Below are 18099 nucleotides of genomic sequence, written 5' to 3'. Positions count from 1 at the left end.
GCCGATGACAACAGCCGGTCTCGAAAACCCGGAGGCACCGCATGGGGAGCCATCATCCAGGCCCGACCCTTCACGCCGCCTTGTGGGCCCCGCCGTCCCACTCGGCCAGCAGCCGCTGCATGTCACCCAGGCTGCCCTCGGCCGCCTCCCGCAGCCGCGCCAGCAGCCCGGCTTCCTCCTGCGGCGACGCCGTCGCGCCGGCCAGGGCGTGCTCCAGCGCCAGCATCGCGCCTTCCAGGGGAGCAGCGCCCACCATGGCGGCCACGCTGCGGCGGCTGTGCAGCAGCGCCACGGTCCGCGGCCGCTGCCCCTGGGCCAGCAGCGCCTCGCACTCCGCCGCCAGGGTCGCCAACTGCTGCACCGCCGGCGCCAGCAGCCGCAGGTACAGCGCCGCGTTGCCGTCCAGCCGCTGCAGCGCGGCACGCGCATCCAGCCACGCGGACGGCGCGCCGTCCGGCCCGAAGCCTTGCGCGATGTCGGCCGCCCCTGAATCCGCACTTGCCGCCGCGCCGGCCGGCTCCGGCGCGCAAACCGGTTGGGGCGGCGGGGTCGCCTCAGCCGGCGCGCCGTGCGCCGAGCGCCCGCTGAGCCGGCGCAGCACGCGCACCACGAAGTCCAGCTCGAAGGGCTTGCCGATGTGCTCGTCCATGCCGGCGGCCAGGCAGGCGGCGCGGTCGGCGTCCATGGCGTTGGCCGTCATGGCGACGATGGGCAGCCGCTCCCCCCCGGGCAGCGCCCGCAGCGCGGCCGTCGCGCCGAACCCGTCCATATCGGGCATCTGCAAGTCCATCAGCACCACGTCGAAGCCCGCGGGCGACGCCTGCACCGCCGCCACGCCCTCGCGCCCGCCGTGCGCCAGCGTCACCTGCGCGCCCTCCAGGCGCAGCAGCTCCAGCGCCACCTCGCGGTTGAACTCGTTGTCCTCCACCACCAGCACGCGCAGGCCTTGCAGGCGCGGCGCAGCGGCCGGCGGCGCCGCCGCGGCATCGTGCGGCCCTGCGGCGACCGGCGCCACCGCGCCGGCCTCGGCCACCGGCAGCGACAGCCGGAAGCTGAAGACGCTGCCCTGCCCCGGCGTGCTGCGCACCGCCAGCTCGCCGCCCATGAGCTGCACCAGCTGGCGGCTGATGGGCAGCCCCAGGCCCGTGCCGCCGTAGCGGCGCGCCGTGGAGGCCTCGGCCTGGCCGAAGTCCTCGAAGATGCGCGCCAGCACCTGCGGCTCCATGCCTATGCCGCTGTCGCGCACCGACGCCTCCACCACCGCGGCGTCCCCGCGCCGCTCCAGCAGCGCCAGCCGCAGCACGATGTCGCCCGCGGCGGTGAACTTCACCGCGTTGCTGCCCAGGTTCACCAGCACCTGGCGCAGCCGCAGCACATCGCCCACCAGCGCGGCGGGCAGCGCCTCGTCCAGCTCCACGCGCAAGTCCACCGGCTTGCCTTCCAGGCCCGGCGACAGCAGCTCGGCCACCTCCTGCAGCAGCGGCGCGGGCTGGAAGGGCTGCGGGTCCAGCTCCATGCGGCCGGCCTCGATCTTGGACAAGTCCAGCACCGCGTTGAGCAGCCCAAGCAGCGAGCGCGCGGCGCGCTCGGCCTTGGCCGCGTGCGCGTCCTGCGCGGGCGTCAGCGCCGCGCGGCGCAGCACGCCCAACAGGCCCAGCACCGCGTTCATGGGCGTGCGTATCTCGTGGCTCATGCTGGCCAGGAACAGGCTCTTGGCGGCGGTGGCGGCTTCGGCCTCGTCGCCGCGGCGGCGCAGCAGCTCGTTGCTGTGCTCCAGGCGGCGCTGCGTGTCCTTGAGCTCCGTGACGTCCACGCCCACCACCACCACGCCCTGCACCTGGCCCCCGTCCCAGTCCGGCAGGTAGTGCAGCCAGTAGTGCGCCACCTGGCCGTCGGCCTTGGCGCGGCTGCGCTCCAGCCGCTGCGGCTGGCCCTGCAGCGCCAGCCGCATGTGCGGCTCGTCCGTCAGGTAACGCTCCTCGCCCAGGAGCTCGCGCAGCGACAGGCCCGCCATCTGCGCGGGCGTGCGGCCCAACCAGGCCACGTGCGCCTGGTTGGCGAAGGTGCAGCGCAGCGCCGGCGTCCAGTACGACACCACGCCCGGGATCTGGTCCGTCACCAGCCGCATGAAGCGCTCGTTGCGGAAGAGCTCGTAGCGCAGGGCGTGCTCGCGGCTGATGTCCTGCAGCGCGCCGGCCACGCCGGTGATGCGGCCCTGCGCGTCGCGCGTGGCCTCGCCCTGGGAGCGCACCCACACCGGCGAGCCGTCGGCGCGGCGCAGCAGCATCTCCTCGTCCCAGGGCGTGCCGTGCAGGGCGCACTCGTGGACGAGCTGCTGCATGCGGTCCCAGGCCACGCCCGGGTAGAAGCGCCGCACCTCCTGGGCCGCAACGCGGTCGCGGCGCACCGGCACGCCGTGGATGCGGCAGGTCTGCGCCGACCAGCGCACGTCGTGCGTGGCCAGGTCCAGCTCCCAGCCGCCCACGCCCGCCACGCGGCCGGCGCGATCCAGCATGGCCTCGCTCTGGCGCAGCGTGTGCTCGGCCTGGCGCACCGTGTCGTCGCGCTCGCGCCTCAGGCGCAGCGCCAGCAGCAGCGCGCGCGAGCGCCCGCCGGCCAGCCGGCCCACCACCAGCGCCATGCACAGGCTCAGCACCGAGCCGGCCGCGGCGGTCCAGTGCTCGTCCGCGCGGCTGATGGCGGCCTCGAAAGCCGGGGTGGCGCGCATGTCCAGCCGCAGCTCCCGCCCGCCCACGTGCAGCCGGTGGCCGGACTGGAACAGCGGCTCGCCCGCCGCCGCCGCGTTGCCGCCGCGCCACAGCAGCGGGCTGTCACCTTGCGGGCCGTCGAAAAGCCGCAGCTCGAAGTTCCGCCCCCAGCGCTGCTGCACCGGCGCCAGCAGCTCGGCCACCGCCAGGTGCGCCCCCAGCAGGCCGGCGATCTCGGCGCGGCGGCGCGGCGGCGCGGCAGCGTCGGTGCTGCCGCGGTACAGCGGCAGCAGCATGAGGTAGCCCGCCCGCGGCGCCGCGTCGGCCAGCAGCGGCTGCGACAGCGTCACCTCGCCCTGCGCCACCGCGCGCTCCAGGGCCTGGCGCCGCACCGGGTCGCGGCCCAAGTCCTCGCGCGCGTCCGCAGGCCACCCCTGCGCGGGCTCGACAAAGCGCACCACCCAACGGCCCTCGCCCGCCTCCACGGCGGGCGCGCCGGCCGGGGCGTCCTCCTCGCGTCCCGCGGCGGCCGCCACGTACTGCACGAAGCTGAAGCCCTTGACCCCGGGCACGCGCTGCAGCAGCCGGGCCGCGCGCACGCAGGCGCCAAAGGCGGCCTCGTCCAGCGCGGGATAGGCGGCGTACAGGCCACGCAAGGCATCCAGTCCGTGCCGCGCCTGGTCGAAGCGCTCCAGCACGTCGGCCTCCAGGGCCTGCGCCTCGCGTTCGAGCTGCCGCGCGGCGCGCGCGTTGGTGTCCTCACGCACCTGCCGCACGGCCACGCCGGTGAGCAGCAGCCCCGCCCCCAGCACCAGGGCGGCGAGCAGCACGGGACGCATGCGCAGCGACAAGGGTCCGGGAAGCACGGACCCGACCGGAAGATTCATAGGACAACAACCGGCCGCCGCGGTTGGGGCCATGCATGGACGAGGCGCCGCATCGCGCAGCCCCCCAAAGGGGGGCCATTGTCGCCATGCCCCCTGGCCGGCGCCAAACCGCCGGCGGGAGGACCGGCACGGTTTCCGGGCTTTACGGAAAAAACCAGCTTTTTGCGCTAGCGGGCACGCAGGCCGTCGCGCGCCTGCATGAGCGCAAAGCCCAGCAGGTTGAGCCCGGGCCAGCGCCCGGGGCGGCGCGCATCGGGATGGGCGGCGCTCAGGCCCGTGCCCCAGACGGCGTCCAGGGGGTTGGCCTGCGCCAGCACGGCGCCGCCCGTGGACAGCAGCCACTCGCGCAGGGCCGGGTGCTGGCCGAACTTCGCCAGGCTGGCGCGCAGGACGATGGCGTAGCGGTGGCGCGCCCAAGCGGCCTCGTCGAAACCCTGCACCTCGCGGCCCAGCGCCTTGGCCTCGCCCGGGGTGTAGGCGCTGCCCGTGCGGCCATGCTGCGCGCGGCCGCGGGCGCGGCGGCTGATGGAGCGCAAGCCTGCTTTCGGTTACGCGCTTCCCCCGCTTCCGCGCTGTGCGCGGCCGCCGTCGCGACCCAGCATGGAAGCCGCCGTTGCGCGCCGGCGAGCCGCCTTCGCGGCCTGCCCGGGAGAGGGTCGCAACGCCAGGAGATGGCCCATGCCCAAGCACCCCGCCGCCGCCGCACGCGCGGCCCAAGCCGACCGCCCCATCCCGCCGCGCCGTGCCGCGCTGGCCTACCTGGCCTGCTTGGCGCACGGGTCCCCAAGAGCCGGTCTGGGTCTGGCCGGCCTGCTGGGCGCCCTGGGGGCCCTGGGCGGCTGCGGCGGCGGCCAGGACGGCGCATCCCCCGCCGACACCGCCGCCGACACCGAGACGGCGCAGCAACTGGCGGCCGGCGCGGCGGCGTTCAACGGCGGGCCGCGCGCGCACGTGGAGGGCGCCTTCGGACCCGTCTTCACCTGGCCCGTGATGCCCATACACATGGCGCTGCTGCCGGACGCGCGGGTGCTGGCCTACGGCACCGACCGGCTTGGGCGCCAGGGCGCGGGCCTGCTCTACACCGTGTGGGACCCGGCCCTGGGCCTTGGGCCGGAGGCCTTCACCACGCTGCCCAACCAGACCGGCACCGACGTGTTCTGCGCCGCGCAGGCGCTGCTGCCCGGCGGCCAGGTGATGCTGGTGGGCGGCGACCTGGACCGCGGCGGCACCACCAACGAGGGCAACCCCGACGTCAACCTGTTCGACCCGGCCACCAACCGGCTCGCGCGCGCCGGTGCCCTGGCCTACCCGCGCTGGTACCCCACGCTGGTGCTCACGCCCGCGGGCGAGCGCGTGGTGCTGGGCGGGCGCATGCGCGTGCTGCGCAGCGGCGGCGTGGTGGTGGGCCGCGAGGTGGCCAGCACGCCGGAGGCGTTCACGCCCGGCCAGGGCTGGCGCCGCCTGGCCGGCGCGGCCAGCGACGAGGCCTACGGCGAGACGGCCGACAGCTTCTATTACCCGCGGGCCTGGGTGGCGCCGCGGGGGGACGTGTTCATCCTCGGCCACGACGGGCAGCTCTTCAGCCTGGACGTGCGCGGCGCGGGCAGCCTCTCGCGCTGGAGCGCCTGGGTGCCGCCGGCCAACATGCGGCTGCCCTCGGCCATGTTCGCGCCGGGGCGCATCCTGTCGCTGCGCGGCAGCCGCCGCGCGGTGGTGCTGGACCTCAACGGCGCAGCGCCGCGCGTGCAGGCCACCGCCGCCGTGCCCACCAACCGCCAGTGGGGCGGCGCCACGGTGCTGGCCGACGGGCAGGTGTGGGTCAACGGCGGCTCCGTCACGCCCAACCGGCTGGCCGACGCGCACTACGCGGGCGAGCTGTGGAACCCGGCCACCGGGCTGTGGACACGCACGGCGCGCGCCGCTCAGGCGCGGCTCTACCACTCCGCCGCGCTGCTGCTGGCCGACGGCAGCGTACTCACCGGCGGCGGCGGCGCGCCGGGGCCGCTGACGCAGCTCAACGGCGAGATCTATTACCCGCCCTACCTGTTCATGGCCGACGGCTCCGGCCGCCTGGCCCCGCGCCCCGCGGTGGCCGCGCCCGCGCAGGCGCGGCTGGGCAGCGAGCTGGCGCTCACGCTGGCCGCGGGCACCACGGCCCGCCGCGTGACGCTGCTGCGTGCGGGCTCGGCCACGCATGCGCTCAACGTGGAGCAGCGCTTCACCAGCCTGGCCTTCACCCAGGACGGCACGCGGCTGCGCGCCGCGCTGCCCGCCTCGCCCAATCTATTGCCGCCGGGCCACTACCTGCTTTTCGTATTCGACGCCCAAGGCGTGCCGTCGCCGGCCAGCATATTGCACCTCAGCACTCTAGCCTGACGGCACCATGACGCCGACTTATTCCCAATGACACGGACCGGCAGTTTCATCCCCGGAATTTCGTGATTTTCAGAATATATAAATGAATCTCAATTTTTTCGAACACGGATTTGTCGAAAACTTGACTTCATTCAAGGCGGCGAATGCCCGAGAGTTCTCAGGCCTGTCCGGAAATGCATTTCATATTGACGTGCCGACGCCCAGGCCAATATCGGCCTTGGTTATTGGGCGCAGGCGGCAAACGGCTGCCGGCGCTCAGCGGCAGGACGGGCGAATCAAGCCGCGTTGCCGACGGCGGCGGGCATGGCGGCCAGCCTTTCGCGGCCCAGGGCCACGATGGCCTCGCTGAGCTCGCGCGCGACGGGCGGCTCGTCCTGCCAGTGGTGCCAGTACAGGGCCACGCGCACGGGGTGCGCGGGCGCCAGGTCCACCAGGTCCGGCGGCAGCGCGGCGGCGCCTTCGGGGTTGAGCTGCAGCATGGGCACCAGGCCATAGGCGCAGCCCGCGCGCACCGCCGCCAGGACGGCGCCGGGCGCGGGCAGGTAGTGGCGCGGGTAGCGGTCTATGCGCATGCCGAAGCGCGCCTGCAGGAACTCGTCGTGCAGCCCGTCGCGGCGGTTGAAGAGCACGGCCGGCGTCTCCAGCGCGGACTGCAGCGTCAGCCCCTCTGGGAAGGCGCGCTCGGCCAGCGCGGTGCTGGCCAGGCAGCGGTATTCCATGACGCCCAGCGCGTCGGCCACGAAGCCCGTGGATGCCTTGCTGGCGGTGGAGATGCAGCCTATGGCCTCGCCCCGCGCCAGCCGCTCCAGGGTGTGGTCCTGGTCCTCGGCAATGATCTCCAGCGCCACGCGCGAGTGCTGCAGCAGCGGCGTGCGCAGCAGCGGCGCCAACCAGCTCGCCATCGAGTCGGGGTTGACGGCGATGCTCAGCGGCACGGGTCCGCGCCCGTCGCCGCCGGGCGCGATCTGGCGCAGCGTGGAATCCTCCAGCAGGCGCAGCGCGCGGATATGGCCCAACAGGATTTCGCCCGCAGGTGTGGGCACCACGGGCTTTTGGCGGACCAGCAATATGGAGGACACCGATTCCTCCAGCAGCTTGATGCGCTGCGAAACGGCGCCGCGGCTCAGGCTGAGTATGGCGGCGGCCCTTTCAAAACTGCCTTCCTCGACGATGGTTGCGAAGGTATGTAATTGTTGGCGGTCCAGCATGCCGGCACTCTCGGTCACGTTATGTCGCCAATGATCGCATTTTCTCCCGCCGACTTTCTCTTGCCGGCCTGAAAAAGCACTGCGCACCCAAATGCACTGTTACAAATGGCAATCCAGGTCAAGCGCAGTTTTCACGCTTGTGCGGCAAATGCGCTCGCCAATATGAACCACGCGCAACGCACCGGCGCGGCAGGGGCGGCCGGTGCCGGCGGCCCACCCCGCGGGAGCGGGCTTGCTGCACGGCGACCGTCCGCACGGGCATGCCGCTCGCTGCGCAGCGAGGGGCGGCCCGCCCAGGGGCCGCCCCGGCGGCGCGGACAATGACCGCATTCCCCGCAAACGCATCACCTGACCCTCCAGAACCCGCCCAAAACCATGAGCCAGGACCGCTTCCACAACCTCTACACCCACGGCTTTGTCCGCGTGGCCGTCTGCGTGCCCAAGCTGCGCCTGGCCGACCCGCGCCACAACGCGCAGGAGACGCTCGCGCTGCTGCGCGCCGCGCACGCGCAGCGCGCGGCGGTGGCGCTGTTCACCGAGCTGGGCTTGACGGGCTACACCTGCGACGACCTCTTCCACCAGCGCGTGCTGCTCGACGAGAGCGAGGCCGCCCTGGCGCAACTGCTGCGCGACTCGGCCGAGCTGCCCACGCTGGCCGTGGTGGGCCTGCCGCTGCGGGTGGACGAGCGGCTCTTCAACTGCGCCGTGGTGTTCCAGCGCGGGCGCATCCTGGGCGTGGTGCCGAAAACGTACCTGCCCAACTACGGCGAGTTCTACGAGGGGCGGCAGTTCAACGCCGGCTTCAACGCGATTGCCGGCGAGGTGACCCTGGCCGGCCAGACCGCTCCCTTCGGCTCGGAGCTGCTGTTCCAGGCCGAGGACCAGCCGCTGCTGAAGATCCATGTGGAAATCTGCGAGGACGGCTGGGTGCCCATCCCGCCCTCCACCTACGGCGCGCTGGCGGGCGCCACGGTGCTGCTCAACCTCTCGGCCTCCAACATCACCATAGGCAAGGCCGGCTACCGGCACGAGCTGGTGGGCCTGCACTCGGCACGGTGCCTGGCGGCCTACCTCTACAGCGCGGCGGGCCCGGGCGAATCGAGCAACGACATGGCCTGGGACGGCCACGGCCTGGTCTATGAGAACGGCACGCTGCTGGCCGAGACCGAGCGCTTCGCGCAGGACAGCCAACTCATCACCGCCGACCTGGACCTGGAGCGGCTGCAGCACGAGCGCATGCGCATGACCACCTTCGGCCAGACGGTGGGCCGCCACCGCGACGCCTTGCAGGGCTGGCGCGTGGTGGGCTTCACGGCCGAGCTGCCCAGGGCCGAGACACTGCCGCTGCAGCGCCACGTGCCGCACATGCCCTATGTGCCCAGCAACCCGGCACAGCGCGACGAGCGCTGCCGCGAGGTGTTCAACATCCAGGTGCAGGCGCTGGTGCAGCGGCTGCGCTCGGCCGGCATCACCAAGCTCGTGATCGGCGTCTCCGGCGGCCTGGACAGCACGCATGCGCTGCTGGTGTGCGCCAAGGCGGTGGACCTGATGGGGCTGCCGCGCAGCAGCATCCTGGGCTACACCATGCCGGGCTTTGCCACCAGCGGGCGCACGCTGGACCAGGCGTTGCGGCTGATGGAGGCCATAGGCTGCGCGTCGCAGCAGATCGACATCCGGCCGAGCTGCCTGCAGATGCTCAAGGACCTGGACCACCCCGCCGGCCGCGGCGAGGCCGTGTACGACGTGACCTTCGAGAACGTGCAGGCCGGCGAGCGGACCAACCATTTGTTCCGCCTGGCCAACATGCACGGCGGCATCGTGATCGGCACGGGCGACCTCAGCGAGCTGGCGCTGGGCTGGTGCACCTACGGCGTGGGCGACCACATGTCGCACTACGGCGTGAACGCCAGCGTGCCCAAGACGCTGATGCAGTACCTCGTGCGCTGGGTGGCCGACACCGGCCAGGTGGGCGAGGCCGGCAGCCAGGTGCTGCTGGACATCCTGGCCACGGAAATCAGCCCGGAGCTGGTGCCGGGCGGCGGCGAGGGGCAGCAGCCGGCGCAATCCACGGAAAGCTTCGTCGGTCCCTACGAATTACAGGATTTCAACCTCTTCCATTTGCTGCGCTACGGGTTCGACCCGTCCAAGATCGCCTTCCTGGCCCACCACGCCTGGTGCAGCGGGGAACATGCCAAATATTCCTTGGCGGACGTGAAAAAGCATTTGCAGACTTTCCTCAAGCGTTTCTTCGCCAACCAGTTCAAGCGGACCTGCGTGCCGAATTCGCCCAAAGTAGGGTCGGGCGGTTCGCTGTCGCCGCGGGGGGATTGGCGGGCGCCGTCGGATGCGTCGGCGGCGGCCTGGCTGGGGGAGTTGGAGAGGAATGTGCCGGAGGCGTAAAAAACGCCAGCTCAAATCAAATTGTGGCGGATTCCGTTTAAATCAGCGACAAAATCGTGGCGGCTTGTTTTCAACAAGCCCGTCCGCCCGGCGCCCCCAGCGTGAGATTGAACACCTCGCGCGCCAGGCTCAATTCCTCTTTCGCCCCGCCACGCATTTCGCTGATGGGTTTGAAAACACCCTCGGTCTCGGCAATCGCCTTCTTGGGCGCCTCGAAGGTATTGAAGCGCAGCAGGTGAACCCGGACAGGGCCGCCCTCGGCCTGGAACCACTGGTTGAATTGGGCGTCGATATTCAATTCGGCCGCACTCAAATTCAGCTTCTGCGCAATTGCGGCCCGCACAGCCTCGGGTTCATGGGTCGGCGCCACCACCGCCGGCGGCTCCATGGGCGTTGCACCGTCCGGCAGCGCCGCCGGCGCCAGCACCGTTTTGCCCCAGCGGGCAAACAGCAGCGCCGCGCTGTAACTGTCGAAATGGGTCAGCAGGACGCGGTTGCGGTCCAGAATGTCGGCGCCAGAGCTCATGCTTCAATCCTCGTGAAAAGCGGCACCCCGGCCACTTTGCCAAGGCTTGGCGACAAGGTACTTCGGAAGCACGCCCCTGGTCGAGAACCGCGGGCAAAGCCCACAGCATCCACCCTCTCCTGTGCAGTGACTCCCCACTTGCCGAGCATTTTTCAGAAATTGAATGCGGCAGGCGAGATGATCAATAAATCAGGCAACAAGCAAGAGTCACTGCCATGCCGACCGCAATTCCAGAATTCATTGCCCACACCATCGAGCAAATGTCCGCGCTGGGCGGCGTGCAGGCCAAGAAAATGTTCGGCGGCTGGGGATTGTTCAAGGACGGCCTGATGTTCGCCGTCGTCATCCAGGACGAGCTGTATTTCAAGGTGGACGATGAAAACCTCGCCCGCTTCGAATCCCGCCATTTGAAGCCGTTCACCTACGAGGCCAAGGGCCGCCAGGTCGCCCTGCGCTACTTCCAGGCGCCGGCTGAAACGCTGGAAGACCCGCACGCCATGGCGGAGTGGGCCGCCAACGCCTGGGCCTGCGCGCTGCGCAACCGCAAGCCGGCCAAGCCGCCTAAAGCGCCCAAAGCGACCAAACCGCCCAAGGCATCCGCAGCGCGCCGGTAAGCCAGGCGGGCGTGCACCGCAAGCTATCGCGGCCATTTCCTAAGTTTCGTGAGGGCGCCGGGCGCGCGCTTGGGGTTCAAGCACCACCACCCGCAGAATCCCGCCCCAATGAACGCCGCCACCACCTTCCGCAAGCCCCTGTCCAAGCGTTTCGCGGCCGCCGCCGCACTGCTGGGGGCCATGGCGCTGGCGCAGGCCCAGGGCACCGCGGCCGAGGCGCTGCAAGCCACGGCGCAGCGCCTGAGCACCGTGGACGCCAAGTGGCGCGACGCCTTTGCCGCCTTCGACGCGGCCGACAAGGTCAAACCCGTGCAGCCCGGCGGCGTGCTCTTCGTGGGCAGCTCCTCCATTCGGCTGTGGGACGATCTGGAGCAGCAATTCCAGGCGCTGCCCGTGCTGGTGAAGCGCGGCTTCGGCGGCTCGCAGCTCTCGGACTGCGCCGCCTACCTGGACCGGCTGGTCGTGGCCTACCAGCCGCGCCTGGTGGTGCTCTACGCCGGCGACAACGACCTCAACGCCGGCCGCACGCCGCAGCAGGTGCTGCAGAGCTACGTCAGCTTCGTGGACGGCGTGCACCGCGCGCTGCCCGACACGCGCATCGCCTACGTCTCCATCAAGCCCAGCCCCGCGCGCGCCGCGCTGCTGCCGGCCATACAGGAGGCCAACGCCCTCATACGCGCCCACGCCGGGCAGGACCAGCGCCTGGACTACATAGACGTCTACCAGCCCATGCTCGACGCCCAGGGCCGCCCCCGCGCCGAGCTGTTCCGCGAGGACCGGCTGCACCTCAACGCCCAGGGCTATGCCCTGTGGCACGACCTCATCGCCGCCCGCCTGCGCTGAGGCTGCGCGCGCGCCGGCGCAGCTCGCGCCGCGCCTTCAGGCGCGCCTTGACGCGCGCGGCGTGCCGGTCGATGGCGTCGCTCGCCAGCGCCACCACGAACAGCACGGCAAACGACACGGCCAGCACCGCGTTGTCCACCCACCACGAGCGTCCCTCCCGCGCCGCGCCCAGGTAGGCCAGCGCCAGCAGCACCAGCACGAGGTGGGCGCAGAACACCGGCAGCGACGCCCGCCCAAGCAGCTCCAGCGCGCGGGGCCGCGGCATGCGAGCAGCCAGCGCCGGCCCGTGGTGCAGCACCAGCACCACCAGCGCCGCGAGGTTCAGGAGGCGCAGCGGCCCAAGGTGCCACTTGTCGAAGGCGGCGTTCACGGCCGCGGGCAGCGCAGACGCCGCGTCCGCCGCGCTGGGCCAGGGCACCTGCCCGGCCGCGTGGCGCCATGCGAAACACACCAGCGCCACGCCCCAGGCCGCGGCCACCACGCCGCGCGGGAAAGCGGGCGCCAGCGGCAGGCCCCGCCCGGCGCGCGCTCCCAGCCACAGGCCGACCACCCAGAGGAACTGCCAGCCCAGCAGCTCGAAGGCGCCGGTCTCGCGTGCCGGCACGGGGATGCGCGCCCAACGCGCCGCGGCCTCGTACAGGTGCGTGCCGAAGTCCCACTGCGCCGCCAGCCACAGCAGCACACTGCCGGCCAGCACCAGCGTCCAGCCCCGCCGCGCGCCGGCCAGCAGCAGCAGCGGGCTCGCCAGCATGAACAGGATGTACAGCGGCAGGATGTCCAGCAGCGGCGGGTTGTAGATCAGCATCAGCCCCGCCACGAAGGCCACCAGCGGGCGCTCCAGGTAGAAGGACAGCAAGTCCTTCACGGCGGGCTGGTCGTGCAGCAGCCCAAGCAGCGCGATGACGGTGAACAGGAAGAACAGCAGTGCCGCCTGCACCAGCCAGATCTTCAAGGCGCGGCCGTGGAAGCCGCGTGCCAGCGCCGCGTCGCCCTCGCGCCGCTGCTTGGCCGTGTAAACCTTGGCCGCCATGAAGGCGGACAGGAACACGAAGCCCTCGGCCGCCGAGACGAAGCCCAGCGGCTGGCTCAAGGGAGACGCCCAGCGCGTGGGCAGGTGCGTGAGCGTCATGAGCACCAGCATCAGCCCGCGCAACGCGTCCAGCTCCCACTGGCGCTTCACGGCGGCGACGGCCGCAGCCGCGACGGCGGCGGGCGGACCGGCGGACGAGGTGCCGGAAGACGCGTCGGACAGGTTTTTCATGGCGTTTGGCAGCATGGCAATGGGAGTTCCCGGGCAACTCCCGGGAAATGCCCGGGCCGGCTTCAAGGGACTGCACCTGGCTCGGCCAGGGGTGCGGCACCCAGCCTGCCCACGGCCTTGCGGGCCGGACGGCGCATGCGACGCTGCGCAGCGGCGCGTGCGGCAGGCAGCCCGCCATGCCGATGCGGTCCGGCCCTGACCCGACATCACCCCAAGCCTGCTGGAGTTGTGCCCTTGGACGAAACCGAAGCCCGCACCGTGTTCCTGGTCCGCGCCCTGGAGGAAACGGCCGACGGCCCCGCGCCGCTGCTCACGCCGGCCGAGGGGCGCCAGGCCTCGGAGGTGGTGCGCGCGGGCCTGCCCAAGCCGGGGCGCACGCTGCGGCACCAGGAGTGGTCGGAGCGCTTCGTCGTCCAGCGCGCGCAGCGCCTGTTGCAGGACGCGCTGGCGCGCCGCCCCGGGCTGCGCGGCCTGGTGGAGCGCCCGGCGCTGTTCCCGCTGGCGCAGGTGCTGGTGGCGGCACTCGGCTTCGCGGCCGGCTTCGCCTCGGACGCGCTGGCCAACCCGCACCGCATCAACCTGCTGTCCGCGCCGCTGCTGGGCGTGGTGGCGTGGAACTGGCTGCTGGCGCTGCTGTGGCTCGTCTCGCGCGTGCTGCCGCGCCGTCCGCGGCGCCATGCCCGCGGCCTGGCCGGGCTGTTGGGCGGCCTGGCCGCGTGGCCGGCGCGCTGGCGCCGCGGCGGCCTGGCGCTGGCCGGGCGCTTCGGCCGCACCTGGGCGCACGCCGCGGCGCCGCTGTGGCACGCGCGCATCCGCGCCACGCTGCACCTGGGCGCGGCGTCGGTGGCGCTTGGGCTGCTGGCCTACGTCTTCGCGCGGGCGCTGCCCAACGAGTTCAGCGTCGGCTGGGAGAGCCAGCTCATCAAGACGCCGGAGGGCGCCCACCAACTGCTTGGGCTGCTGTTCCTGCCGGTGAGCTCCCTGCCGGGCCTGCCGGGCGTGGCGCCCTTCACGCTGGAGGAAATCACGCGCATGCACCATTGGGCCGGCAGCAACGCGGCGCTGGCCGACCGCTGGCTGCTCATGCTCTCGGCGCTGCTGGTGTTGGGCGTGGCGCTGCCGCGGCTGCTGCTGTGGGGGTGGCAGTCGCACCGCGCGCGGCGGCTGGCGCGGCGCTTTCCGCTGGACCTGGCCGACCCCTACTTCGCCCGCCTGGTGGCCGACGGCAGCGGCCAGCGCTGGCGCCTGGTGGTGTGGCCCTACGCGCTGGCGCTGGACGCCGCGCGCACCGCGGCGCTGGCCGGCCAGGCCACCGAGGTGCTGGGCGGCGGCGAGACGGCGCTCACCGTGCAGCCGGGCCTGGCCTACGGCGACGCCCCGCAGGCGGCGGCGCGCCGGCCCGCGGCCACCGAGGGCGAGCTCATGGCCTGCGCGGCGCTGCTGTCGCTCTCGGCCACGCCGGAGGCCGAGACGCACGGCGCCTTCCTGCAGCGGCTGGCCCAGTCGCTTGGGCCGCAACTGCTGGTGCTGCTGGACGCGGGCGCCTTCACCGCGCGCTTGGGCCGCGGCGAGCGGCTGCGCGAGCGCGAGGCGCTGTGGCGCGAGTTCCTGCGCCCGCTGGGCCTGCAGCGCGTGCACGTGGTGGACCTGGGCGCCTGAGCATGCAGGCCGCACCCTCCCCGCTGCAGCCGCCCGCCGGCACGGGCACGCACACAAACACAGGCACGGACGGCGGCACCAGCGCCGCCGCCCGCATCGCGCTGGTGCTCATGGCGCACACCAACGTGGGCAAGACGACGCTGGCGCGCACGCTGCTGGGCCAGGACGTGGGCGAGGTGCGCGACGCCGCCCACGTCACCCGCGACGCGCAGGCCTACCCGCTGCTCTCCACGGCCGAGGGCGACGCGCTGCTGCTGTGGGACACGCCCGGCCTGGGCGACTCGGCGCGGCTGTACCGGCGGCTGTCGGGGGCGTCCAACCCCATCCAGTGGTTCCTGTCGCAGGTGTGGGACCGCTGGACCGACCCCACGTTCCACCTCAGCCAGCAGGCGCTGCGCGCCACGCGCGACAACGCCGACGTGGTGCTCTACATCCTCAACGCCACCGAGTCGCCCTCGGCCACGGGCTACCTGGCCGACGAGCTGAAGCTGCTGGCCTGGATGGACAAGCCCGTGCTGGTGCTGCTCAACCAGACCGGGCTGGCCCCCGCGGGCAGCGACGCCGCCCAAGCCGAGCTGCGGCGCTGGCGCGAGCACCTGCGCGACGCCCCGGGCGTGCGCGGCGTGCTGGCGCTGGACGCCTTCACGCGCTGCTGGGTGCACGAGCAGGCCTTCTTCGACGCGCTGGACGGCCTGGTCGCCGCGGACAAGCAGCCCGCCTCGCGGCGGCTGCGCCGCGACTGGCGCCAGCGCAACATGGCGCGCTTCGACGCCTCCATGGCCGTGATCGCGCGGCAGGTGGTGCAGGCGGCGCTGCGGCGCGAAGCGGCCTCGCCGCCGGACGGCGAACCGCGCCTGGGCGGCGTGCGCGCGCTGCTGGCGCCGCGCGGCGGCGATGCGGCGCGCCGGCGCGGCCAGCAGGCGCTGCAGCAGGCGGTGGAACAGGGCCGCGCCCACACCACGGGCGAGCTGCTGCGCCTGCACGGGCTGCTGGACAGCCGCGGGCATCCGTTCTGGCGCCGGCTGGAGCAGGCGGACCTGATCGCCCTCACGCCGCTGGACCCGCTGCGCGTGGGCGCAGGCGGCGCCATCGCCACGGGGGCCGTCTCGGGGCTGAAGGCGGACCTGGCCACCGGCGGCCTGACCATGGGCGCGGGCATGCTGTTGGGCGCCCTGGCCGGCGCGGTGGCCTTCGCCGTGGGCGCGGAAGGCTTCAACCGCGCCCGCGGCGTCCAGGAAAGCTCGCTGCGGCTGAGCAACGCCGCGCTGCACGCGCTGCTGCAGGACGCGCTGCTGAAGTACCTGGCCGTGGCCCATTTCGGCCGCGGCCGCGGCGCCTTCGAGCACGACGCGCTGCCCGCGGCCTGGGGCGAGGAGCTGGCACGGAGCGAGCAGGCCCGGGCCGGGACGCTGGACGCCGTGTTCGAGGCGCTGCGCAGCGGCGAGATGGACGAGGAAGCCGCCTGCATGCAGTTCCAGGGCTGTGCCAGCCGCCTGGCGCTGGACCTGCTGGCCTGGATGTACCCCGAGGCCCACGTGGAGCGGCTGCTTCGGGAGGGTTGAGGGCGGGCGCCACCCGTTGCGCGCGGAACACGCCGCAAGCAGTCGAGAAGATGGCGGCTCAGGCCAGGAGCCAGTGCAGCACCCGGTGGGGCCCCACCAGCAGCACCGCCAGGCCGGCGCTGGCCAGGAAGGGGCCGAAGGGCATGCGCCCATCCGCCCCCAACGCGGCGCGCCGGCGCAGCAGTGCCGCCACCGTGCCCAGCAGGGAAGCCCACAGCAGCATGGGCACGATCAGCCACACGCCCAACCACGCCCCCAGCGCCGCCAGGAGCTTGAAGTCGCCAAAGCCCAGGCCTTCCCTGCCGCTGGCCGCGCGCGCGGCCCAATGCGCCGCGCTCCACGGCGGATGCCCCGCGCCCTGCCCCGTGGCCAGCCTGAACGCCCAGTACAGCAGCCACAGCGAAAGGTAGCCCGCCACGGCACCCCACATCGACTGGTGCGGCGGCAACGGTATCCAGCCCGCCGTCGCCGCCACCAGGCCCGCCCACGCCAAGGGCAGCGTGAGGGCGTCCGGCAACCACTGCGTGTCCCAGTCGATGAGCGCCAGTGCCAGCAGCGCCGACGCCAGCGCGCACCACAGCAAGGCCTGCGGCTGCCCCTGGAAGCGCAGGCCCAGCGCCGCCCACAGCAGCCCCGTGGCCAGCTCCAGCAGCGGGTAGCGCACGGCGATGGGCTCGCCGCAGGCCGCGCAGCGCCCGCGCCGCTTGAGCCAGCCCAGCACCGGCAGGTTGTCATGCCACGCGATGGGCGTGCCGCATTGCGGGCAGTGCGAGCGCGGGCGCGACAGCGTGAGCAGCGGCAGCCGCTGCAGCTCGCCCTGCAGCGCACCGGCCACGTCGGCCAGCGCGGCGGCCGGCGCGCGCCCAAACAGGCGCTCATGCGAGCCGGCGTCGCCCAACTGCAGCGCCACGTCCTGCCACCAGCGCCGCTCCAGCATGAGCGGCAGGCGGTACACCACCACGTTGAGAAAGCTGCCCACGCACAGCCCCAGCACGGCCAGCGGCAGCGGCTGCAGCAGCAGCGGCCACAAGGAGGCGTCCATGCCGCTCAGCGCGAGACGAGCTGGCCGCGCGGCGCGGCCGGCGGCCGCAGCCGCGCCAGCCGCTCGGCCAGGAAGGCGGCCGTCTCCGGCGGCAGGTTGGCGGCGCCGTCGGCGCGGCGGTAGGCCTCCAGCGCATCGGCCACCTGGCCCACGCGCTCCAGCGCCACGCCCACGCCCACCAGCCAGCTCACGTTGGCCGGGTCGGCGCGCAAGGCCACCAGGTAGTTGGGCACCGCGGCCTCGTAACGCTGCGCGCGCAACTGCAGCGCGGCCAGCAGGGCGTGGTATTGCGGCTCGTCGCCGGCCTGGGCCACCTGCGCTTCGAGCAACTGCAGGGCGCCGGCGGCGTCGCCACCTTCCACCATGAGCCGCGCCAGCGCGAGGGTGAGATCGGCGTCCTCGGGGTGCAGGCGCCGGCCCTCCAGCAGCAGCGCGCGCGCCTCGTCGGCACGGCCGGTGTCGAGCTGCAGCCGCGCGAGCATCTTGCGCGCCTGCACGTCCTGCGCGCTGGCCTCCAGCGAGCGCTGCAGCGGCGCCTTGGCCTCCTCCAGCCGGCCCTGCTGCTCCAGCGCCACCGCCTCCGCCAACTGCCTGGCCGCCAGCTGGCGTGGGCTGAAGGTTTTGCCGGCCACGGCGCGCGGCGCCGGCCGGGCCGGGGTTTCAGCGGCTTGCGCCGGCGCGGCCGGGACCGCGGCAGAGGCCGGCGATGCGCCCGTCAAGGCAGGCACGGCCTGGGCGACAGGCACGGCCTGAGCGACAGGCGCGGCCTGGGTGACGGGCGCAGTCTGGGCGGCAGACGCGGCCTGGGCGACGGGCGCAAGCCCTTGAGCCCCCGCCGCCTTGTCGCCCGCGGGCAGCGGCCTGGGCCTGGACGGGCTGGCCACCACCGGCACCAGGGCGGGCGCGGACGCAGGCGCTGCCGCTTGGGCCACGGCCACCGCCCGCGGGCCCTTGGGCGTGGCGGCAGCGGCGGGCGGCGGCGCCTCGTCGGCCGGGGCGGGCGCGGGCGGCGC

13 protein-coding genes are annotated in these 18099 nt (G+C 73.2%); 6 read left to right on the top strand and 7 right to left on the bottom strand.

Annotated elements, in window-relative coordinates; all coding sequences use genetic code 11:
- Positions 1-70: 70 nt before the first annotated feature.
- Both ALA01S_RS16930 and ybiA read right to left on the bottom strand, forming a co-directional pair.
- The gene (locus ALA01S_RS16930; protein ID WP_169805945.1) at positions 71-3574 is read right to left on the bottom strand and encodes a CHASE domain-containing hybrid sensor histidine kinase/response regulator family protein; all 3504 of its coding nucleotides are present in this window, start codon (positions 3572-3574) and stop codon (positions 71-73) included.
- A gap of 188 nt (positions 3575-3762) precedes the next feature.
- Positions 3763-4131 carry a riboflavin biosynthesis intermediates N-glycosidase gene (gene ybiA / locus ALA01S_RS16925; RefSeq protein ID WP_066338518.1) on the bottom strand — a complete coding sequence of 123 codons (369 nt, stop codon included), beginning with the start codon at positions 4129-4131 and terminating at the stop codon, positions 3763-3765.
- A gap of 142 nt (positions 4132-4273) precedes the next feature.
- Here ybiA and ALA01S_RS16920 point away from each other — a divergent pair, with 142 nt between their 5' ends.
- Complete coding sequence (locus tag ALA01S_RS16920) at positions 4274-5971, top strand: galactose oxidase early set domain-containing protein (protein WP_066338517.1); 1698 nt, start codon at positions 4274-4276, stop codon at positions 5969-5971.
- Between the two features lie 275 nt (positions 5972-6246).
- On the opposite strand, the gene argP is transcribed toward ALA01S_RS16920, so the two are convergent.
- The gene (gene argP, locus ALA01S_RS16915) at positions 6247-7197 is read right to left on the bottom strand and encodes an HTH-type transcriptional regulator ArgP (RefSeq protein ID WP_238455835.1); all 951 of its coding nucleotides are present in this window, start codon (positions 7195-7197) and stop codon (positions 6247-6249) included.
- Positions 7198-7554: 357 nt separating this feature from the next.
- Between argP and ALA01S_RS16910 the strand changes: the two genes are divergently transcribed.
- Entirely contained in the window at positions 7555-9579 is a 2025-nt protein-coding gene (locus ALA01S_RS16910; protein ID WP_066338513.1) for an NAD(+) synthase, read from the top strand.
- A 70-nt stretch (positions 9580-9649) separates the two neighbouring features.
- Here ALA01S_RS16910 and ALA01S_RS16905 read toward each other — a convergent pair whose 3' ends face one another.
- Positions 9650-10105 (bottom strand): hypothetical protein, encoded by a 456-nt coding sequence (locus ALA01S_RS16905; protein ID WP_066338510.1) that lies wholly within the window; start codon positions 10103-10105, stop codon positions 9650-9652.
- Positions 10106-10320: 215 nt separating this feature from the next.
- On the opposite strand from ALA01S_RS16905, the gene ALA01S_RS16900 reads away from it, so the two are divergent.
- Both ALA01S_RS16900 and ALA01S_RS16895 read left to right on the top strand, forming a co-directional pair.
- Positions 10321-10719 (top strand): TfoX/Sxy family protein, encoded by a 399-nt coding sequence (locus ALA01S_RS16900; RefSeq protein ID WP_066338507.1) that lies wholly within the window; start codon positions 10321-10323, stop codon positions 10717-10719.
- Positions 10720-10827: 108 nt separating this feature from the next.
- Positions 10828-11562, top strand: a complete 735-nt coding sequence (locus ALA01S_RS16895) for an SGNH/GDSL hydrolase family protein (protein WP_066338505.1) — start codon at positions 10828-10830, stop codon at positions 11560-11562.
- On the opposite strand, the gene opgC is transcribed toward ALA01S_RS16895, so the two are convergent.
- A complete protein-coding gene (gene opgC / locus ALA01S_RS16890; RefSeq protein WP_084267655.1) occupies positions 11540-12823 on the bottom strand; it encodes an OpgC domain-containing protein in 1284 nt (427 codons plus the stop codon). The two genes, ALA01S_RS16895 and opgC, sit on opposite strands and share 23 nt — an antisense overlap.
- Positions 12824-13057: 234 nt before the next feature.
- On the opposite strand from opgC, the gene ALA01S_RS16885 reads away from it, so the two are divergent.
- The gene (locus tag ALA01S_RS16885; RefSeq protein ID WP_066338503.1) at positions 13058-14482 is read left to right on the top strand and encodes a DUF2868 domain-containing protein; all 1425 of its coding nucleotides are present in this window, start codon (positions 13058-13060) and stop codon (positions 14480-14482) included.
- Positions 14483-14484: 2 nt separating this feature from the next.
- Complete coding sequence (locus tag ALA01S_RS16880; protein WP_084267654.1) at positions 14485-16044, top strand: DUF3482 domain-containing protein; 1560 nt, start codon at positions 14485-14487, stop codon at positions 16042-16044.
- Between the two features lie 58 nt (positions 16045-16102).
- Here ALA01S_RS16880 and ALA01S_RS16875 read toward each other — a convergent pair whose 3' ends face one another.
- Both ALA01S_RS16875 and ALA01S_RS16870 read right to left on the bottom strand, forming a co-directional pair.
- A complete protein-coding gene (locus ALA01S_RS16875; protein ID WP_066338501.1) occupies positions 16103-17086 on the bottom strand; it encodes a prepilin peptidase in 984 nt (327 codons plus the stop codon).
- Between the two features lie 5 nt (positions 17087-17091).
- Positions 17092-18099: tetratricopeptide repeat protein (locus tag ALA01S_RS16870; protein WP_066338499.1), on the bottom strand; the 1008-nt coding region annotated here is incomplete at its 5' end.

It is taken from the genome of Azohydromonas lata NBRC 102462, assembly GCF_001571085.1.
Lineage (GTDB): Bacteria > Pseudomonadota > Gammaproteobacteria > Burkholderiales > Burkholderiaceae_C > Azohydromonas > Azohydromonas lata.
The sequence above is the reverse complement of the archived record's forward strand: the minus strand, read 5'-3'. Positions and strand labels throughout refer to the sequence as shown.